Here is a 14,909-nt window from a genome sequence, read left to right as displayed (position 1 = left end):
GGGTTGACCGCCGATGGATACCTTCTTCCGCCAAGCCTGCTTTACTGTGATGTTAGTGTTTTCCGATACTTGCTGAGAACCGACAAGCGGCGGCCTAGATTCTGCACTTACGACGAAATTCCGTCGGGCCCGCGCCGAAAGCCCGCTTAAAGGCGGTCGTGAAATGGCTCGAGCTGCCGAAACCACATTCCATCGCGATTTCCGTCGCCGACAGATTGGTCGATCGCAGCATGTCCGCGGACTGCTCCAACCGTCGCTGCGCAATGAATGCGTGCGGCGTCATGCCTGTCGACTGCTTGAAGGCCCTCCAGAAATGGAACCGGCTAACTCCAACCTCTTTTGCCAGATCGGCGAGCGTAGGTCTGCCGTCCGACAACGCCTCAATCATTCCCACCGCTCGCTTGAGATCGAACGATGACAAACCGCCTTTTGCCGGTTCCTGATGGAAGCCGTTCAACCTGAACATTTGCCCGAGCAATTGCGTGGCCTGGCACTCCACCATCGTTGCGCTGATGGGGTCGGGCTGCTTGAGTTCCAAGGCAATCCTCTGCAACGCCAACTCTATTGTGCCGTCCCGAAACCCGATCGAAGGCGGCAGCACCGCCGGGCGATGGCGAGCCATTCCCGCAAACACCTCGTCGGCGAACCCTTTTTCAATCGAGACCAGGAGGTAGGAAGCCGTCGCGTCCCCCTCGTCCCACCCATTCCAATCGCTGCCGGCGGGCATGAAGATTATGGAACCGGCCCGGCGCGGCAAAAAGGCAATCCGGCGCCCATCCACAATGTCTTCTCCGCGGCACGCTGTGCCCTTCAGGTTCATCAAGAACACATGGTTTGGCTGGAGGATTCTTGTCTCCTGGCGCTCAAGCCCGGTTCTTTTGACTACGTCGGCCCGTACGCTCCCCCAACTCTCATACTTGTGGGCAAGCGATTGGTGCCGTGAACGGCGATTCTCGGTCGGGTCGAGGGCAAGAGTATTCACGTATCCACAGCCTCCTTACTGGCGAGTGGCCAGTCGTCGCATGATGTGGCGAACCAAGGGTTGCTGAACAACACGCAGATAACTCTGGATTGGTAGAAGATGTGACTTTAGCGAAAAAATGGCAAGCGAGTGAAAGCCGCCTGTATCCCGCAAGCCTACGACTTGGCTCAGCCAATACTTGAGCCCGGCGAAATATTAGACCCCACTGATCTTAGTGGAATTTCCCTCATCGACGTATCGGCATCTCACCAATGGAACGGTGCTGGAGGCATACTGCGATGCGTGGACTCGACGACTTTCTGGCTGAGTGCGACCATGGCCCACGGATCAACGGACTTGCCGGCTTTTTCGCGGCGACCGCTGCCGGCAAGAGCGGGATGCCGATCCGCAAGCCCGTGGCTGACGCCCGCCTTCTGCCGAGCGATGAACTGCTGCGCGGCCTAGTCAGCCTGCATGCGGCACGACAAGGTTTTTTCGACCAGCACTATCACGGCAGCATTCCCTACAGATTAGAGGAAGAGTGCCGGATGGCCTACGCAGTTCTGAAATACGCACGGCACCGTGGCTCTCCGCTTGCGCTATACAGCCTTGGAACAGCGGAAGGCACGATGGCGAGAACACTGTCGGAACTGTCCGATGGACAGGTACGCTCACTGTCGTGCAGCCCGAACGCGGAGAATTACAAATGCTTCATGGCCTATGGCCAACCGCCGCACGCCGACTTCTTCATCGGCCCCTTCCATAAGTTGAGCAAGGACGTCGTGGGCTCGGATCCGCGGCTGGCAAATTTCGCTCACGGGTTCGACATTATTCTCGAAGATACGACCTTTCAGATGTACTCGCCCAACAGAGCAAGCCAGATCGAGTTCGTGACCCAGCACCTCAAGCAGGACGGAATCTTCGTCTTCGTCGAGAAGTTCCGGGCAACCGAGGAGCCGGACTACAGGCGTCGCGAATACCAGAAGGATTTCGGCTTCAAGGCGCGCTATTTTCCCCCAGACGAAATCGAGAAGAAACAGACCCTCGTTCTGAATACGATGTTCGGCAACGAGGTGACTTTGGCGGAGATGGCCGACGCAATACGCGCGCATTTCAGCTACTGCTCCCTGACGTGGAACAGCGGAAATTTCTGTAGCCTCGCTGCGAGCAATAGCGCGGAAAACCTAAACCGGTACCTTTCCCAGATGGCCACTCCAGCCATTCCGCTCGAGTACGTCTACGAAACCAGCTTGTATCCGACCCTGCCGCTTAGCGTCGCCGCCGCGCAGGAATAGGCTCCTGAGCCTTGAGACAGGTCAACAACACGTTGCGCCGTTTGGACCATGTCTTCGCAGCTGTCGACCATGGTAGCCTCAGGCAGGCCGCAAGAGTTCTCAGAGTGAGGGAATCCTGTGTCAGCCGCAACATCGTTGCTCTCGAACAATTACTGGACATGCAGTTGTTTGATCGCGACGTCCATGGTGTTCGGCTGACCGAAGAAGGCCGGGCCTGGACTGACCTCGTCCGGGCTCATTATGAAGGCTTGCACGATGCCCTGGCCGGAGGTGGTCATAGCGACCAGGATGCCAAAACGGTCAGGATAGGGTTGTGTGCCCAGATAGGGCGCACGTTCGTGGCACGTCTCATCGATCGTTTTGGCCGTTTACATCCGGACGTGACTGTCGCCATCGAGGACGTTCCACTCGAACAGTGCCTGGCGGCTATACGCCGCCGGCGCCTCGACATCGTCTTCACGCATGGGCTTGAGAACGCCGCTTTATGCCGTAGCGAGATATTTGCACACGAGCGATTTTTCGTTCTTCTGCCCTGTGACCATCCGCTTGCTGCAAGGCCTGCGGTCACATGGGCAGATCTTGCAGATACTCGTCTGCTGGTTTCGGTCGGATCGCCGCTGGATCCGGTTTTGCTGGACAAGATTGCCGCGGATGGTGGCCCCGCTATTCAAATATGTCGCGCGAGCGAAGCGACGGTCATCCTCAAGGTGCAACTCGGTCAAGGCGTTACTCTGGCGGGCGAAGGTTTTGCCAGGACCGTCGCCATCGACGCTACAGTGTGGAAACCCATCGACGGTCAGCACAGCATCAGTTCGATTAAGGCGGTGTGGCTGGAATCGAACCCAAAGCGTGCGCTTCTGCGGCTGGTTGGGACCGCAAGAAACATGGTGACAGCAGCGCGACCCGGGCCTATCCCTGTCAGTGCAGGTAGTACGGAACGCCGCGGCGCGATTTCTGAAATCACGTCATGAATGGGAGGCGCGACTGACCCGGTTTGACTTCAGTCGTCCGGCCTTCAACCACCCTCCGAGCGCTTTGCCCTGGCAAAGCCCCGATCCGTCGCAATGAACCGCTCCAACATCGCGACGATGAGGCGCGGCGCATCGGCGGGCCGTTGCCCCGCTTCCCGGCCGAGGATCTCGGCATAAGCCGTCAGGTCGCGATGCAGTGAGGCGGGGAGTTCCACCATGACCTTGACGGGTTTGTCGTCGGCGATTGGTCCCAGTTTCAGCTTGGCCATTTCAGCCTCCGTAAGGTTCGAGCACGAGATCGCGTGTGACGATGACGCGCACCGGGAATCCCGGTCGGATGGTGAGCGTCGGCGCTATGTTGAGCTGCCGCTGGACGATCTGCTGGCCTGTCTGGCTGATGCTGTCCGAGGCGCCCTGGCGCAGAGCGCGCATGATGTCGCTCTCCTGGCCCGATGAGCCTGCTTGCGCCCCGATGCTCAGAACCGTGGAAAGTGCTGCAGCCTTGAACAGCTCGCCCCAGTGATAGTCGACGCCATCCTCGACACCAGCATAGCCCTCGGCGTCCGCGCCAGACTCACGTTCCAGAACGATTGAGCGACCGTCGGGAAAAATCAGCCTGGTCCAGACCAGCAATACGCGACGCTGGCCGAAGCCGACACCATTGTCATACTGGCCGATGAGGCGCGTTCCCTGCGGAATGAGCAGGATGTGGCCGGTGGGGCTGTCATAGACATTCTCCGTTACCTGCGCGGTGATCTGCCCCGGCAGGTCGGAGCGAATGCCGGTGATGAGGGCGGCTGCGATGACGGCGCCCGCCTGCAGGACGTTCTTCGACGCCGGCGCCGCAACACGATCCGACGAGACGGTGCGCTTGTCCGGCGGCTGATTGAGGAACGCAAGTTGGCGGTCCTGCGCCGAGGGCGTGGCTGGTTGCGGCGCGAGGCCAAGGCTGGCGAGGTCGGTCTGTGGCATGGTGCCTGTCGTGCCTGTTCCAGGCTGAGCGGCGGTCGCGTCGCTTGCGGGCCGCGTTTGCGTGGACGCGAACAGACGCGCGGTCCTCGCCGCTTCCAGTTCCTGCTCCCGGCGCTGCTCCTCCGGGTCCGGTCCAACGGGGCCTGTCGATGGCGCGGCGCCGCCATTCCGCGCGTTGAGAATCGGACGGCCGAGATCGCCGGGAAGCGGTGGGCCAAGCTTTGGAACGCTTGCATAGTCCTTTGGCAGGCCGGCGAGCCCATCGGGCGCCGAACGATTGTCGGTTGAATACAGCTCCTGACCCTGGCCTTGTTGACGGTTCTGCAGCGCGTAGATCAACGCACCGCCGACAGCGAGGCTTGCGACTAGCCCCAAGCCGGTTAGCGCCTTGCGGGACAGACGCGTCACGCGCGGCGGCTCGGCGCGCAGCCGCATGGCCGCGGCCGGCTCGCCTGTCAACGGCCGGGCGTCATCCTCGACCGGCGCCTCCGGCCCGGCGTCATTCGCCGGCCCCCGGCCTTCTTCCTTCCCGGGATCGAATTTGTTGCTCACGATGCCGGCCCTCCGCCGTCTGTTCGGAGGTTCGTCGCTGGCGGGGTCTCACCAGGGCCACGCATCCATGAGAATCGACTGCTCCTTACCCCATCGGTGCGGGAGATGCGGATGCGCTGCTGGTTCTTGCCGGCGCCGAAGCGCAACTCGGCGGCGGCAAACAGCCGGTCGACGATCATGTAGTTGCCGCGCACGCGATAGTTGACCAGCTCGGACGTGTCGCCTTCCGGCCCGACCACGAAGAGTGGCGGCATCTCGCCCTGGCCGATGCCCCGCGGGAACTCGATGAACACCTGCTTGCCATCGTCGAAGGCGCGTAGCGGCCGCCACGGTGCGCGATCGCCAGTCACCTCGTAGCGGAAATTGACGCGAGAAAGATCGATGCCCGTCGAGACCGGCTGTGCCGCTTCAGCCTGCTGGTTCTGGCGACGCAAGGCGATGAGTTGGTCCTGCGGGTATTGCCAGGAAACCGATGCCATGTAGGTCGACGGCGTCGAGCGCAGTTCCATGTGATAGGTGCGCCGATCGGTATTGATGACGAGATTGGTTATCAGGTCGGCGCGCGTCGGTTTGACAAGAATGTGGACTTGCTTCGCCCCGCCCGTACCGCTCTCGGTGTCGCCGATGATCCAGCGCACGGTGTCGCCGGCGGCGACGGGACCGGAGCCGACGAGTTGCTCGCCGGGCTGGAGCGCGATGTCGGTGACCTGCCCCGGCGAGGCATAGACCTGATAGAGCGCGCCATCGACGAACGGATAGACCTGCATCGAGTTGATGAAGCCGTTGCGCACAGGCTGGACGCGCGCGGCGGCGTTGGCGAGATTCACGCGCGTGGTCGGATCGGTCGGTTCCGGCTCGGGCTTTGCGTCCTTGCCGACCGGCTTTAACTGGCCGGGAAGCGGCAGTGGCTTTGCCAGCTCGACCACCTTGACGGGCGGGGGCGGATCGACGGCCTGCACGGCCGGGATAGGATCGTCATACGATATCTCCGGCGGCTTATGCCTGGTGGCACAGCCCGCAAGCGCCGAGGTCAAAAGCAGAAGTGTTGGAAAGGCTGTCTTACGGAACGCCGGCATTGCGTGGATGAGGAAAGCCGGACGCCCCCAGGGGGCGGCTTTGCAGGATGCGGGCGTCATTGTCCAAGCTCCTTCGACCAGTTGATGGCGTTGATGTAGATGCCAAGTGGGTTCTTCCTCAGCGCGTCGGCGTCGCGCGGGGGTTGCACGACAATGGTGAGAATGGCGGACCAGCGCTCCGTGGAAGCGAGTGAGCCGTCCTGATAGCGGCGTTCGACCCAGGCGATTCGGAAGCTCACCGGCGATGCGCGGATGACCGACGACACGTCGACGGCGACCTGCTGCTTGCCGACCTTGATGAACGGGTCATTGGCGCGCGCATAGTCGTTGAGAGCCAGCGCCCCGCCCTGCGTCGTGAAGTCGTAGGCGCGCAGCCAGTTCTGCCGCACGATGATCGGATCGGCGGGGATCGACCTCACCTGTTCGATGAAGTGCGCCAGGTAGAAGGCGATCTGCGGATCGTTCGGCTGATAGTCGCCGACCGCAGGGGCGACAGCCTGCGCCTGGCCGAGACGATCGACCTGCACCACCCATGGCACGATCGAGCCGCTGGCGGATTGCCAGACGAGTGCTGTGGAGAACCCCGCGGCGAGCGCCAGGCAACCGAAGGCCATGGTGCGCCAATTGCGCGCCTGCACGCGGGCTGAACCGATGCGCTCGTCCCAGACCTGGGCAGCGCGTTGGTAGGGCGTCTCGGGTTGTGGGGATTTGCCGTAGTGCGTGGACGGTCGTTTGAACATGCTCAGTCTCTTTCAGAGAGGTTGATCGAGGAGCCGCCGCCATGGCCGTCGCCACTGCGAACGGCGTGAGCTGCGGCCTGGACGCCATGGGTCATCTGTTGCGAGCGCTTCATGCGCTTCGCCCAGGCGGGCTGACCTTCGGTTGCGGAGGACGCGACGGGAGCGGAGCCGGCTTCGGCAGCGTTCGCGCCGATTGTGCCAGCGGTGGATGATCCGCCCGTCGTCTCGAAGGCACCGCGAGCGCCGGACTGGTAGCTGTGCTTCATGCTGCCTGCCGCATTGTTGGCCGCGCGCTTGAGCGGTGAGATGGCACCCTGGGCACCGGCGCTGATGACACCGCCGAGCCCGGATGCAACGCTGGAAAAGCCTGACTGTCCGGCCGCGCCGAGGCCGTAGGCTGTGGATGCCCTGCCCGCGGTGGCGGCACCGCCACGGGCCGCCGCTGCAGCACCGCCGCTGACAGCCGCGCCCCCGGACACGACTGCGCCGGCGGCCGCGGCGCCCACTGCTGCCATGCCGCCGGCGGCGAGCCCGGTGCCGACCGCCGCGCCCGCGCCGAGTTGCGGACCGCCGGAGACGAGACCGTTGGCAATGCCAGGTCCAAAGATGCCAAGGCCAAGCAGCGACAGCGCGGCCAGCACGATCGCCATGGCGTCGTCGATCGACGGCGTGTTGCCGCTGAAGCCTGCGGTGAACTCGGAGAAGAGCGTTGAGCCGATGCCGATGATGACAGCGAGCACGAGCACCTTGATGCCGGACGAGATGACGTTGCCGAGTACGCGCTCGGCCATGAAGGCGGATTTGCCGAACAGACCGAAGGGGATCAGCACGAAACCGGCGAGCGTCGTCAGCTTGAACTCGATCAGCGTGACGAAGAGCTGGATCGCCAGGATGAAGAAGGCCAGCAGCACCAGCGCCCAGGCGAAGAACATGCAGGCGATCTGGATGAAGTTCTCGAAGAAGGACCAATAGCCCATCAGGTTCGAGATCGAGTCCAGTAACGGCCGGCCGCCGTCGAGCCCGGTCTGCGCCACCTTGCCCGGGCGCATGAGATCGTTAACGGTAAAACCCGTACCCGAGGCCTTCAGGCCAAGCCCGGCGAAGCTTTCGAAGACGATGCGGGCGAGATTGTTCCAGTTGGAGATGAGATAGGCAAAAACGCCGACGAACAGCGTCTTCTTGACGAGGCGCGCCATGATATCGTCGTCCGCGCCCCAGGACCAGAAGAGCGCCGCCAACGTCACGTCTATGACGATCAGGGTTTTGGCGATGAAGCCGACCTCGCCGCCGAGCAGGCCGAAGCCGCCGTCGATGTAGCGCGTGAAGACTTCGAGGAAATGGTCGATGACGCCCATGCCGCCCATGTCAGCGAGCCTCCGGCCGGGGCGGCGCGACATGCATCGCGGGAGCGGTCACATCCGTGCGCTCCCCTTCTTTCCGGTCGGTTGACACCGCTACATTCGGAAACAGCGTTGTCGGCGCTACCGGAGCAGGCGCGGTAGCCGAGTCACGTTGACCGAGAAACCGGCGCCGGCTGGCTGCCCACGCTTTCAGACAGCCGGGATCGCGAGGACCGGCCTCGCCGATCCCGGAACAGCGGAGCAATTCGGCCGCGAGCGGGTCTTGTGACGCGAAGGGACGACCCCGCGTCGCAAGGGCGTCGGGCTCCTCGTCCTTGCTGCTCATCTCGATTGCAGCCACGGTCAAAGCGACCCCGACGAAGACGACTGCGCCGATGCGCGCGAGGATCTTGCCATCCATCGCGCCGGCCTTAGTTCTTGCCATAGAACATCTGCGCACTGCCGGGCTGGTAGCCCGAGCCCTGCGTCAGGAAGCGGCGGCGCTGCTCGCGGCCCTGGTCGGCGGCGGTGGCCTGTTCGGCCGATTGCAACGCCTGCGCCCGACCGTTCGCGGCGACGACCGCGGTGAGATCGGCGAGCTGCTGGGCCTGAAGCGCGAGGAGCTGGTTGCCGGCCTGTGTTGCCTGAAGCGCGCCGGTCGCACCCTGGCTCTGGCCGACCAGCGCCGACATCTCACTGCGATTGGTGTCGATGTTGCCAACGACGCCCGCCTGCACACGCATGGCATCCTGAAGGCCATCAACCGTGTTGCCCCAGCGCGAGCGCGCGTCGGCGACAAGTTGCTGATCCGAAGCCGACAGCGAGACATTGCCGTATTTCTGCTGGAATGCCTGATCGATCTGCTGGACATCATAGGCAATGTTCTGCGCTTGACCGAGCAATTGCTGCGTACGCTGCACGGACTGCTGGAGCTGTTGCAGCGAGGAGAACGGCAGGCTTGCGAGATTGCGCGCCTGGTTGATGAGCATCTGCGCTTGGTTCTGAAGCGAGGTGATCTGGTTGGTGATCTGCTCGAGCGAGCGCGCTGCCGTCAGGACGTTTTGCGAATAGTTCGAGGGATCGAAGACGATGATGGCGTGCGCCGGCGTCGCCAGCATTGGCGCGAGCGCGGCGGGAGCGGCAAACAGTGCGGCGGCGAACCGCATGCCAACGGAACGGTGCAGTTTCATGGGGACTTCTCCTTGTTGGTGAGGGCGGGGCTGGTTAGGGCGGGAACGAGTTCAGCGGCCCAGCCGACGCCACGGTGGCTAAGCCAGGCAGCGAGAAACCCGTCGCGGCCATGCTCGGCGACGATGCGGGCGATCGCGGTTTGGTCGGTCTTCGCGGATACAGCGCAGAGCGCGAGCGCCACATCCGACAGACCGAGCTCGAACAGCCGATTGCCGCGACGGGACTGGCAGTAATAGTCGCGCTTCGGCATCGCCCGCGCGATGATCTCGATCTGCCGATCGTTGAGGCCGAAGCGGCGATAGATCGCGGTGATCTGCGGCTCGATGGCGCGCTCGTTCGGCAGCAGAAGCCGGGTCTGGCAGCTCTCGATGATCGCGGGCGCGATTGCCGAACCATCGATGTCGCTGAGCGACTGCGTGGCGAAGATGACGCTGGCGTTCTTCTTGCGCAGCGTCTTCAGCCATTCGCGGAGCTGGCCGGCAAAGCCTTCATCGTCCAGCGCGAGCCAGCCTTCGTCGATGATGAGAAGGGTTGGCGAGCCATCGAGCCGGTCCTCGATGCGATGGAAGAGATAGGACAGGACCGCGGGCGCAGCACCGGTTCCGATCAGTCCTTCGGTTTCGAATGCCTGGACCGACGCCGATCCGAGATGTTCGCGCTCGGCATCGAGCAACCGGCCGTAGGGACCCCCGACGCAATAGGGGCGCAATGCCTGCTTGAGATCGTTTGATTGCAGCAGCACGACCAGACCGGTGATGGTGCGCTCCTCGACAGGCGCGGACGCCAGAGAGCTCAACGCCGTCCAGATATGCTCCTTGACCTCAGGCGTGATCGCCACATTCTCGCGCGTCAGGATCGACACGATCCAGTCGGCGGCCCAGGCGCGCTCGGGGACATCATGAATGCGAGCGAACGGCTGAAGGCTGACGCTGTCGAAGGTCCCATCGCTGAGATCGCCGCCGAGATCATGCCAGTCGCCGCCCATGGCGAGTGCCGCCGCGCGGATTGAGCCGCCGAAATCGAACGCGAAAACCTGCGAGCCAGCATAGCGGCGGAACTGGAGCGCCATCAGTGCCAGCAGCACGGACTTACCCCCGCCGGTCGGGCCGACGATCAGCGTATGGCCGACGTCACCGACATGAAGCGAAAGCCGGAACGGGGTCGAGCCTTCGGTCTTGCCGAAGAGCAGAGGGGGCGCTGCAAAATGCTCGTCCCGTTCCGGCCCCGCCCACACCGCGGAAAGCGGGATGATGTGGGCGAGATTGAGCGTGGAGATGGGAGGTTGACGGACGTTGGCGTAAACATGACCCGGCAGGCTGCCGAGCCAGGCGTCGACGGCGTTGATGGTTTCGATGATCGCCGTGAAATCGCGGCCCTGGATGACCTTTTCGACCAGGCGTAGTTTTTCGTCGGCGATGCGGGGATCATCGTCCCAAACCGTCACCGTCGCGGTGACATATGCCATGCCGGCATAGTCGGCGCCGAGCTCCTGCAGCGCCATGTCGGCATCGGCGGCCTTGTTTGCGGCGTCGGTATCCACGAGGACGGACGCCTCGTTGGTCATCACCTCCTTGAGGATCGCGGCGACCGATTTGCGCTTGGCGAACCATTGACGCCGGATCTTTGTCAGCAGCCTGGTGGCATCGGTCTTGTCGAGCAGGATCGCGCGCGTCGACCAGCGATACGGGAAGGCCAGCCGGTTCAGTTCGTCGAGCAGGCCCGGCGTGGTCGCGGTCGGGAAACCCGTGACCGTGAGAATGCGCAGATGCGATGCGCCAAGCCGCGGCTCGAGCCCGCCGGTCAGCGGCTGGTCGGCCATCATGGCATCGAGATACATCGGCGTTTCGGGAACGCGGACACGGTGGCGATTGGTCGAGACGCAGCCATGCAGGTAGGTCATCGTCTCGGCGTCATCGAGCCAGCTGCACTCCGGCATGAAGGCTTCGACAAGGCGCAGGACGCGATCGCTGCGATCGGCGAACCCGGTCAGCACCTCACTGGGGTCAAGGCCCTTCTTCTCGCGCCCTTCGTAGAGCCAGCTTTCCGCTCGCGCAGTGTCTTCGGCGGGCGCGAGATAGGTGAGTGTAAGGAAGTAGCTGGAATCGAAATGCGCGCCGGCCTCCTCGAATCCCGCCTTTCGTTCCGCATCGACCAGCGTGGAGGCCGCATCCGGAAAGCTGCTGTTGGGATAACGGGTCGAGGCATGGCGCTGCGCCTCCACGAAGATCGCCCAGCCGGAGCCGAGACGGCGGAAGGCATTGTTGAGTCGGCCGGCGACGGCGACCAGTTCGGCCGGAACGGCGCTGTCGAGATCAGGACCGCGAAAGCGCGCGGTGCGCTGGAAGCTGCCGTCCTTGTTGAGGACGACGCCGGCGCCGACCAATGCCACCCAGGGCAGGAAGTCGGCGAGCCGGCTGCTACGATTGCGATATTCGGCAAGATTCATCATCCGATTGCCCCCCCCTCAGACCGTGAGATGCGCCGGGATGCGCAGATGCCGGCGAACGACGTCGACGAAAAGCGGATCGCGCTTGGCGGCCCAGACGGCTGCAACATGGCCGATCGCCCAGATTGCGAGGCCGACGAGCCACAGACGCAGCCCAAAACCCACGGCGCCGGCGAGCGTCCCGTTCATGATGGCAATGGCGCGCGGGGCGCCGCCGAGCAGGATCGGCTCGGTCAGCGCGCGGTGTACGAGGACCGTATAGCCGGGCACCGCATAATCGGGCATTGACCCGCCCTGTTCGACTGAACCCGCCATCAGATCAGCGCTCCGCCGCCGAACGAGAAGAACGACAGGAAGAAGCTCGACGCAGCGAAAGCGATGGACAGGCCGAACACGATCTGGATGAGCCGGCGGAAGCCGCCCGACGTATCGCCGAAGGCGAGCGTCAGGCCGGTGACGATGATAATGATCACCGCCATGATCTTGGCGACCGGGCCCTCGATCGACTGGAGGATCTGTTGCAGCGGTTGTTCCCACGGCATCGACGAGCCGGAGGCATGAGCGGGCGCCGCCATCACCAGGATGAGCGTGGCAACCGAAGCTGTCATGGCGAGACGATGGCGCGCGAGGCGCAGGCGTTGGATCACGGATTTTCTCCTTCAGGGCTTTGGATGAGCAAGGTTGGGCTGTCGTCGTCCCCGAGGACGGCTGGCGCGACCCGGTAATCACCGTCCGGGCGAAGGCCATCGACACGGGCGAGTTCGGACAGCCGGCGCGCGGAGCCGCGGCCGGAAAGGACGGCAACGAGGTCGATCGTCTCGGCGATCAGCGCGCGCGGGACGGTGACGACGGCTTCCTGGATAAGTTGCTCCATGCGGCGGAGCGCACCAATGGCGCTGCCGGCGTGGATCGTCCCGAGGCCGCCTGGGTGGCCGGTGCCCCAGGCCTTAAGCAGTTCGAGCGCCTCGGCCCCGCGAACCTCGCCGACCGGAATGCGGTCGGGGCGCAGGCGCAGCGATGAGCGAACAAGATCAGATAGAGACGCGACGCCGTCTTTCGTGCGCATTGCCACGAGATTGGGTGCTGTGCATTGCAGTTCGCGCGTATCCTCGATGATGACGACGCGATCGGCGGTCTTTGCAACTTCAGCCAGCAGCGCGTTGATCAGCGTGGTCTTGCCCGTGGACGTGCCGCCAGCGACCAGAATGTTCGCGCGGCTGGCAACGCCCAACCGAAGTGCGTCCGCCTGGCACGCCGACATGATCCCGGCCGCGACATAGTCTTCAAGGGTGAAGATGGCGACGGCAGGCTTGCGGATAGCGAAGGCGGGCGCTGCGACGACGGGAGGAAGAAGCCCCTCGAAGCGTTCGCCCGTCTCGGGCAGCTCGGCCGAGACGCGTGGGGCGCCGGTATGGACTTCGGCGCCGACATGATGAGCGACGAGGCGGACGATGCGTTCGCCGTCCGCCGCCGACAGGCGCTCTCCCGTGTCGGACAGGCCGTCGGACAGGCGATCGATCCACAAGCGCCCATCGGGGTTGAGCATCACTTCGACGACGCCCGCATCGTCGAGATAGCTCGCGATCGCAGGTCCGAGCGCTGTGCGCAACATGCGTGCGCCGCGCGCCAGACCTTCTGAATTGTGATTGGAAGATGCCATCCTGTCCCTGTTTCGATCCGGGGGAACATGGGTGGCCCCTGGACGGGGATGATTAAGAGAGCCGCATCTCGGGTGGTTTCAACACCTATGTCGAGGCGTAGTGGCGTAGCGTGCAAATACAGGAGATTGGCGGTGCCGACCTGTAATCAAGGTTGATGATCCTCAGGCAAGGGCGGCGCTCGCCGTCAATTGTGCGCTCGTCGGCAAAGCTGTCTGATCAAGCGGCTTCAGCACGAGTTGACCGTCGAGGCTTGTGGCGAACCACCACGTCGACCTTGTAGTCGAGCCGGTCCAGACAGCGAACCAGTCTGTCTATTGAAAACTTGCCCGTGCGCCCGGTGGCGATCGCGGAGACGTCGGGCTGTTTCATTCCGAGCAGTTCTGCCGACTTCGCCTGGGTCAGGCGCCGGCGCTTGATAATGGCGCGGATCTCGCGGGCCAGCTTGGCCTTGAGCAATTCCTCTTCAGGATTGTCAAAGCCGAGGTCCGCAAACACGTTGCCGCTGCTCACTTCGGCGGTGATGTCTTCTGTCATGACTTTGTGCCTTTCCCATAGTTTTCGCGGTAGTGCGCCTCGGCCGCCTTCAATCGCACTGTCACGAGATCGATTTCGTGCCTGGGTGTCTCCCTGCCCTTCTTCGACTTCTTCTGGAAGCAATGAAGCACGTAGATCACCCCGGCAAAGCGCACCGCATAGACGGCCCGGTATGTATCTCCGTCGAAGTCGTCGACCACCTCGAGGATGCTGCGGCCCCCAAAGCCTTTCAGGGCTTTGACAGCCGGGTGCTCCTCACCATTCTGGGCGTCGTTGATTGCGACACCCATCAACCGGCGAACATCGACCGGAAACTCGCGCAGGTCGTCCTTCGACGACCCCATCCATACTGCCGGCTTTTGGTTTTTCATTCGCCCTTGCCTTATAGCATACAGACTATAATTTTCAACGAAAAATCCTGACACCGCCTAGCCACTGAAAATAACTGTTTTCGGCTCAGACGGCTGTTATTTCCAGGTGATCATAGAAGCTCATGAAGGGTGGTCCCTCATCCAATCACGGATCTTAAATTGCGGATTTCGCGCCCAACATGCTTCCCGCAAAAGCGACCCCACCCTGCGGCTGTCTAGTTCTCTTGTGCCAAAACTCGACAGGTTGGCAAAGCGCGTTCTATGACAACATATCGTTCCAACGCTTTGATATGTTTTGACATATCGATCTTGCAAAATCTCAGTCCGCCAGTCCATTTAGCGCACGGGCGTGCCGGGCTTGTGTGTGTCCAGACCGCCATCGATGTCCTCGGAGATCTCCTGCCGAAGCTTTGGACCTCTCGCCAGGCGCCGGCCGAGTGCGGTGACAAAGGCATCATAGCGCTCGCCCGCCTTGGCATGGGCGGCCTGTGCCGCGGGCTCAGGCAAAGCCGGCGTTGTCGCCAGCCAGAAGCGGACGAAAACAGCGAGCGTCTCCACCGCGATTCCAACATCGCGCTCCTGGCGTGTCATGCGGCGATCGATCTGGTCGAGCCGCTTGGTGATCGCGGCCTCCTGTCGCTCGGCGGCATCGGGTGAGAGGAACGACTCGATGGCCGCCTCCGCGACGAGCGACCGTGAAAGATCACGGCGCGCGGCATGTTCGGCCAGCCTGTTCATGACCCGTGGATCCAGATAGACGGACAGGCGTTGTTTGCGGGGTGGCTTTACCATGGGAGGC

Annotated in this window: 17 protein-coding genes; 2 read left to right on the top strand and 15 right to left on the bottom strand. The window is 63.1% G+C overall.

The genetic code is table 11. The features are described from left to right. Positions 1–94 precede the first annotated feature (94 nt). Positions 95–982, bottom strand: coding sequence for a helix-turn-helix transcriptional regulator (locus AC1DVW_RS09545; protein ID WP_477322591.1), 888 nt, complete (start codon positions 980–982; stop codon positions 95–97). 278 nt (positions 983–1,260) lie between these two features. Here AC1DVW_RS09545 and AC1DVW_RS09540 point away from each other — a divergent pair, with 278 nt between their 5' ends. Together AC1DVW_RS09540 and AC1DVW_RS09535 are read left to right on the top strand one after the other, a co-directional pair. Continuing rightward, a complete protein-coding gene (locus tag AC1DVW_RS09540) occupies positions 1,261–2,256 on the top strand; it encodes a class I SAM-dependent methyltransferase (protein ID WP_477322590.1) in 996 nt (331 codons plus the stop codon). Positions 2,257–2,267: 11 nt separating this feature from the next. Beyond that, positions 2,268–3,227 carry a LysR family transcriptional regulator gene (locus tag AC1DVW_RS09535; RefSeq protein WP_477322589.1) on the top strand — a complete coding sequence of 320 codons (960 nt, stop codon included), beginning with the start codon at positions 2,268–2,270 and terminating at the stop codon, positions 3,225–3,227. Positions 3,228–3,271: 44 nt separating this feature from the next. Here AC1DVW_RS09535 and AC1DVW_RS09530 read toward each other — a convergent pair whose 3' ends face one another. The 14 genes from AC1DVW_RS09530 to AC1DVW_RS09465 form a co-directional block, all read right to left on the bottom strand. Next, complete coding sequence (locus tag AC1DVW_RS09530; protein ID WP_477322587.1) at positions 3,272–3,496, bottom strand: DUF2274 domain-containing protein; 225 nt, start codon at positions 3,494–3,496, stop codon at positions 3,272–3,274. A gap of 1 nt (position 3,497) precedes the next feature. Then, positions 3,498–4,751, bottom strand: a complete 1,254-nt coding sequence (locus AC1DVW_RS09525) for a TraB/TrbI/VirB10 family type IV secretion system protein (protein ID WP_477322586.1) — start codon at positions 4,749–4,751, stop codon at positions 3,498–3,500. Further along, complete coding sequence (trbG, locus tag AC1DVW_RS09520) at positions 4,748–5,887, bottom strand: P-type conjugative transfer protein TrbG (RefSeq protein WP_477322585.1); 1,140 nt, start codon at positions 5,885–5,887, stop codon at positions 4,748–4,750. The genes AC1DVW_RS09525 and trbG overlap by 4 nt, the downstream gene beginning before the upstream one ends. Next, positions 5,884–6,567 (bottom strand): conjugal transfer protein TrbF, encoded by a 684-nt coding sequence (trbF, locus tag AC1DVW_RS09515; protein WP_477322583.1) that lies wholly within the window; start codon positions 6,565–6,567, stop codon positions 5,884–5,886. Before trbF ends, trbG begins: the two co-directional genes overlap by 4 nt. Before the next feature lie 2 nt (positions 6,568–6,569). Next, on the bottom strand, positions 6,570–7,931 hold the full coding sequence (gene trbL / locus AC1DVW_RS09510; protein ID WP_477322582.1) for a P-type conjugative transfer protein TrbL: 1,362 nt from the start codon (positions 7,929–7,931) through the stop codon (positions 6,570–6,572). 1 nt (position 7,932) lies between these two features. Then, positions 7,933–8,328, bottom strand: coding sequence for a putative entry exclusion protein TrbK-alt (gene trbK-alt / locus AC1DVW_RS09505; protein WP_477322580.1), 396 nt, complete (start codon positions 8,326–8,328; stop codon positions 7,933–7,935). 10 nt (positions 8,329–8,338) lie between these two features. Beyond that, the gene (gene trbJ / locus AC1DVW_RS09500) at positions 8,339–9,097 is read right to left on the bottom strand and encodes a P-type conjugative transfer protein TrbJ (protein WP_477322578.1); all 759 of its coding nucleotides are present in this window, start codon (positions 9,095–9,097) and stop codon (positions 8,339–8,341) included. Continuing rightward, positions 9,094–11,547, bottom strand: coding sequence for a conjugal transfer protein TrbE (gene trbE, locus AC1DVW_RS09495; protein WP_477322577.1), 2,454 nt, complete (start codon positions 11,545–11,547; stop codon positions 9,094–9,096). The genes trbJ and trbE overlap by 4 nt, the downstream gene beginning before the upstream one ends. Positions 11,548–11,562: 15 nt before the next feature. Then, the gene (locus tag AC1DVW_RS09490) at positions 11,563–11,859 is read right to left on the bottom strand and encodes a VirB3 family type IV secretion system protein (RefSeq protein ID WP_477322575.1); all 297 of its coding nucleotides are present in this window, start codon (positions 11,857–11,859) and stop codon (positions 11,563–11,565) included. Then, on the bottom strand, positions 11,859–12,152 hold the full coding sequence (locus AC1DVW_RS09485) for a TrbC/VirB2 family type IV secretion system protein (protein ID WP_477322669.1): 294 nt from the start codon (positions 12,150–12,152) through the stop codon (positions 11,859–11,861). Before AC1DVW_RS09485 ends, AC1DVW_RS09490 begins: the two co-directional genes overlap by 1 nt. 35 nt (positions 12,153–12,187) lie before the next feature. Further along, positions 12,188–13,204, bottom strand: a complete 1,017-nt coding sequence (gene trbB, locus AC1DVW_RS09480; protein ID WP_477322573.1) for a P-type conjugative transfer ATPase TrbB — start codon at positions 13,202–13,204, stop codon at positions 12,188–12,190. 217 nt (positions 13,205–13,421) lie between these two features. Then, entirely contained in the window at positions 13,422–13,739 is a 318-nt protein-coding gene (locus tag AC1DVW_RS09475; protein WP_006338687.1) for a helix-turn-helix domain-containing protein, read from the bottom strand. Then, the gene (locus AC1DVW_RS09470; protein ID WP_477322667.1) at positions 13,736–14,083 is read right to left on the bottom strand and encodes a type II toxin-antitoxin system RelE/ParE family toxin; all 348 of its coding nucleotides are present in this window, start codon (positions 14,081–14,083) and stop codon (positions 13,736–13,738) included. Before AC1DVW_RS09470 ends, AC1DVW_RS09475 begins: the two co-directional genes overlap by 4 nt. Positions 14,084–14,446: 363 nt before the next feature. Next, a complete protein-coding gene (locus AC1DVW_RS09465; RefSeq protein WP_477322571.1) occupies positions 14,447–14,902 on the bottom strand; it encodes a CopG family transcriptional regulator in 456 nt (151 codons plus the stop codon). Positions 14,903–14,909: the final 7 nt, after the last annotated feature.

It is taken from the genome of Mesorhizobium sp. P3_B5 (assembly GCF_056402815.1).
Note: the sequence above shows the minus strand (reverse complement) of the source record. Positions and strands in the feature narration are given on the sequence as shown.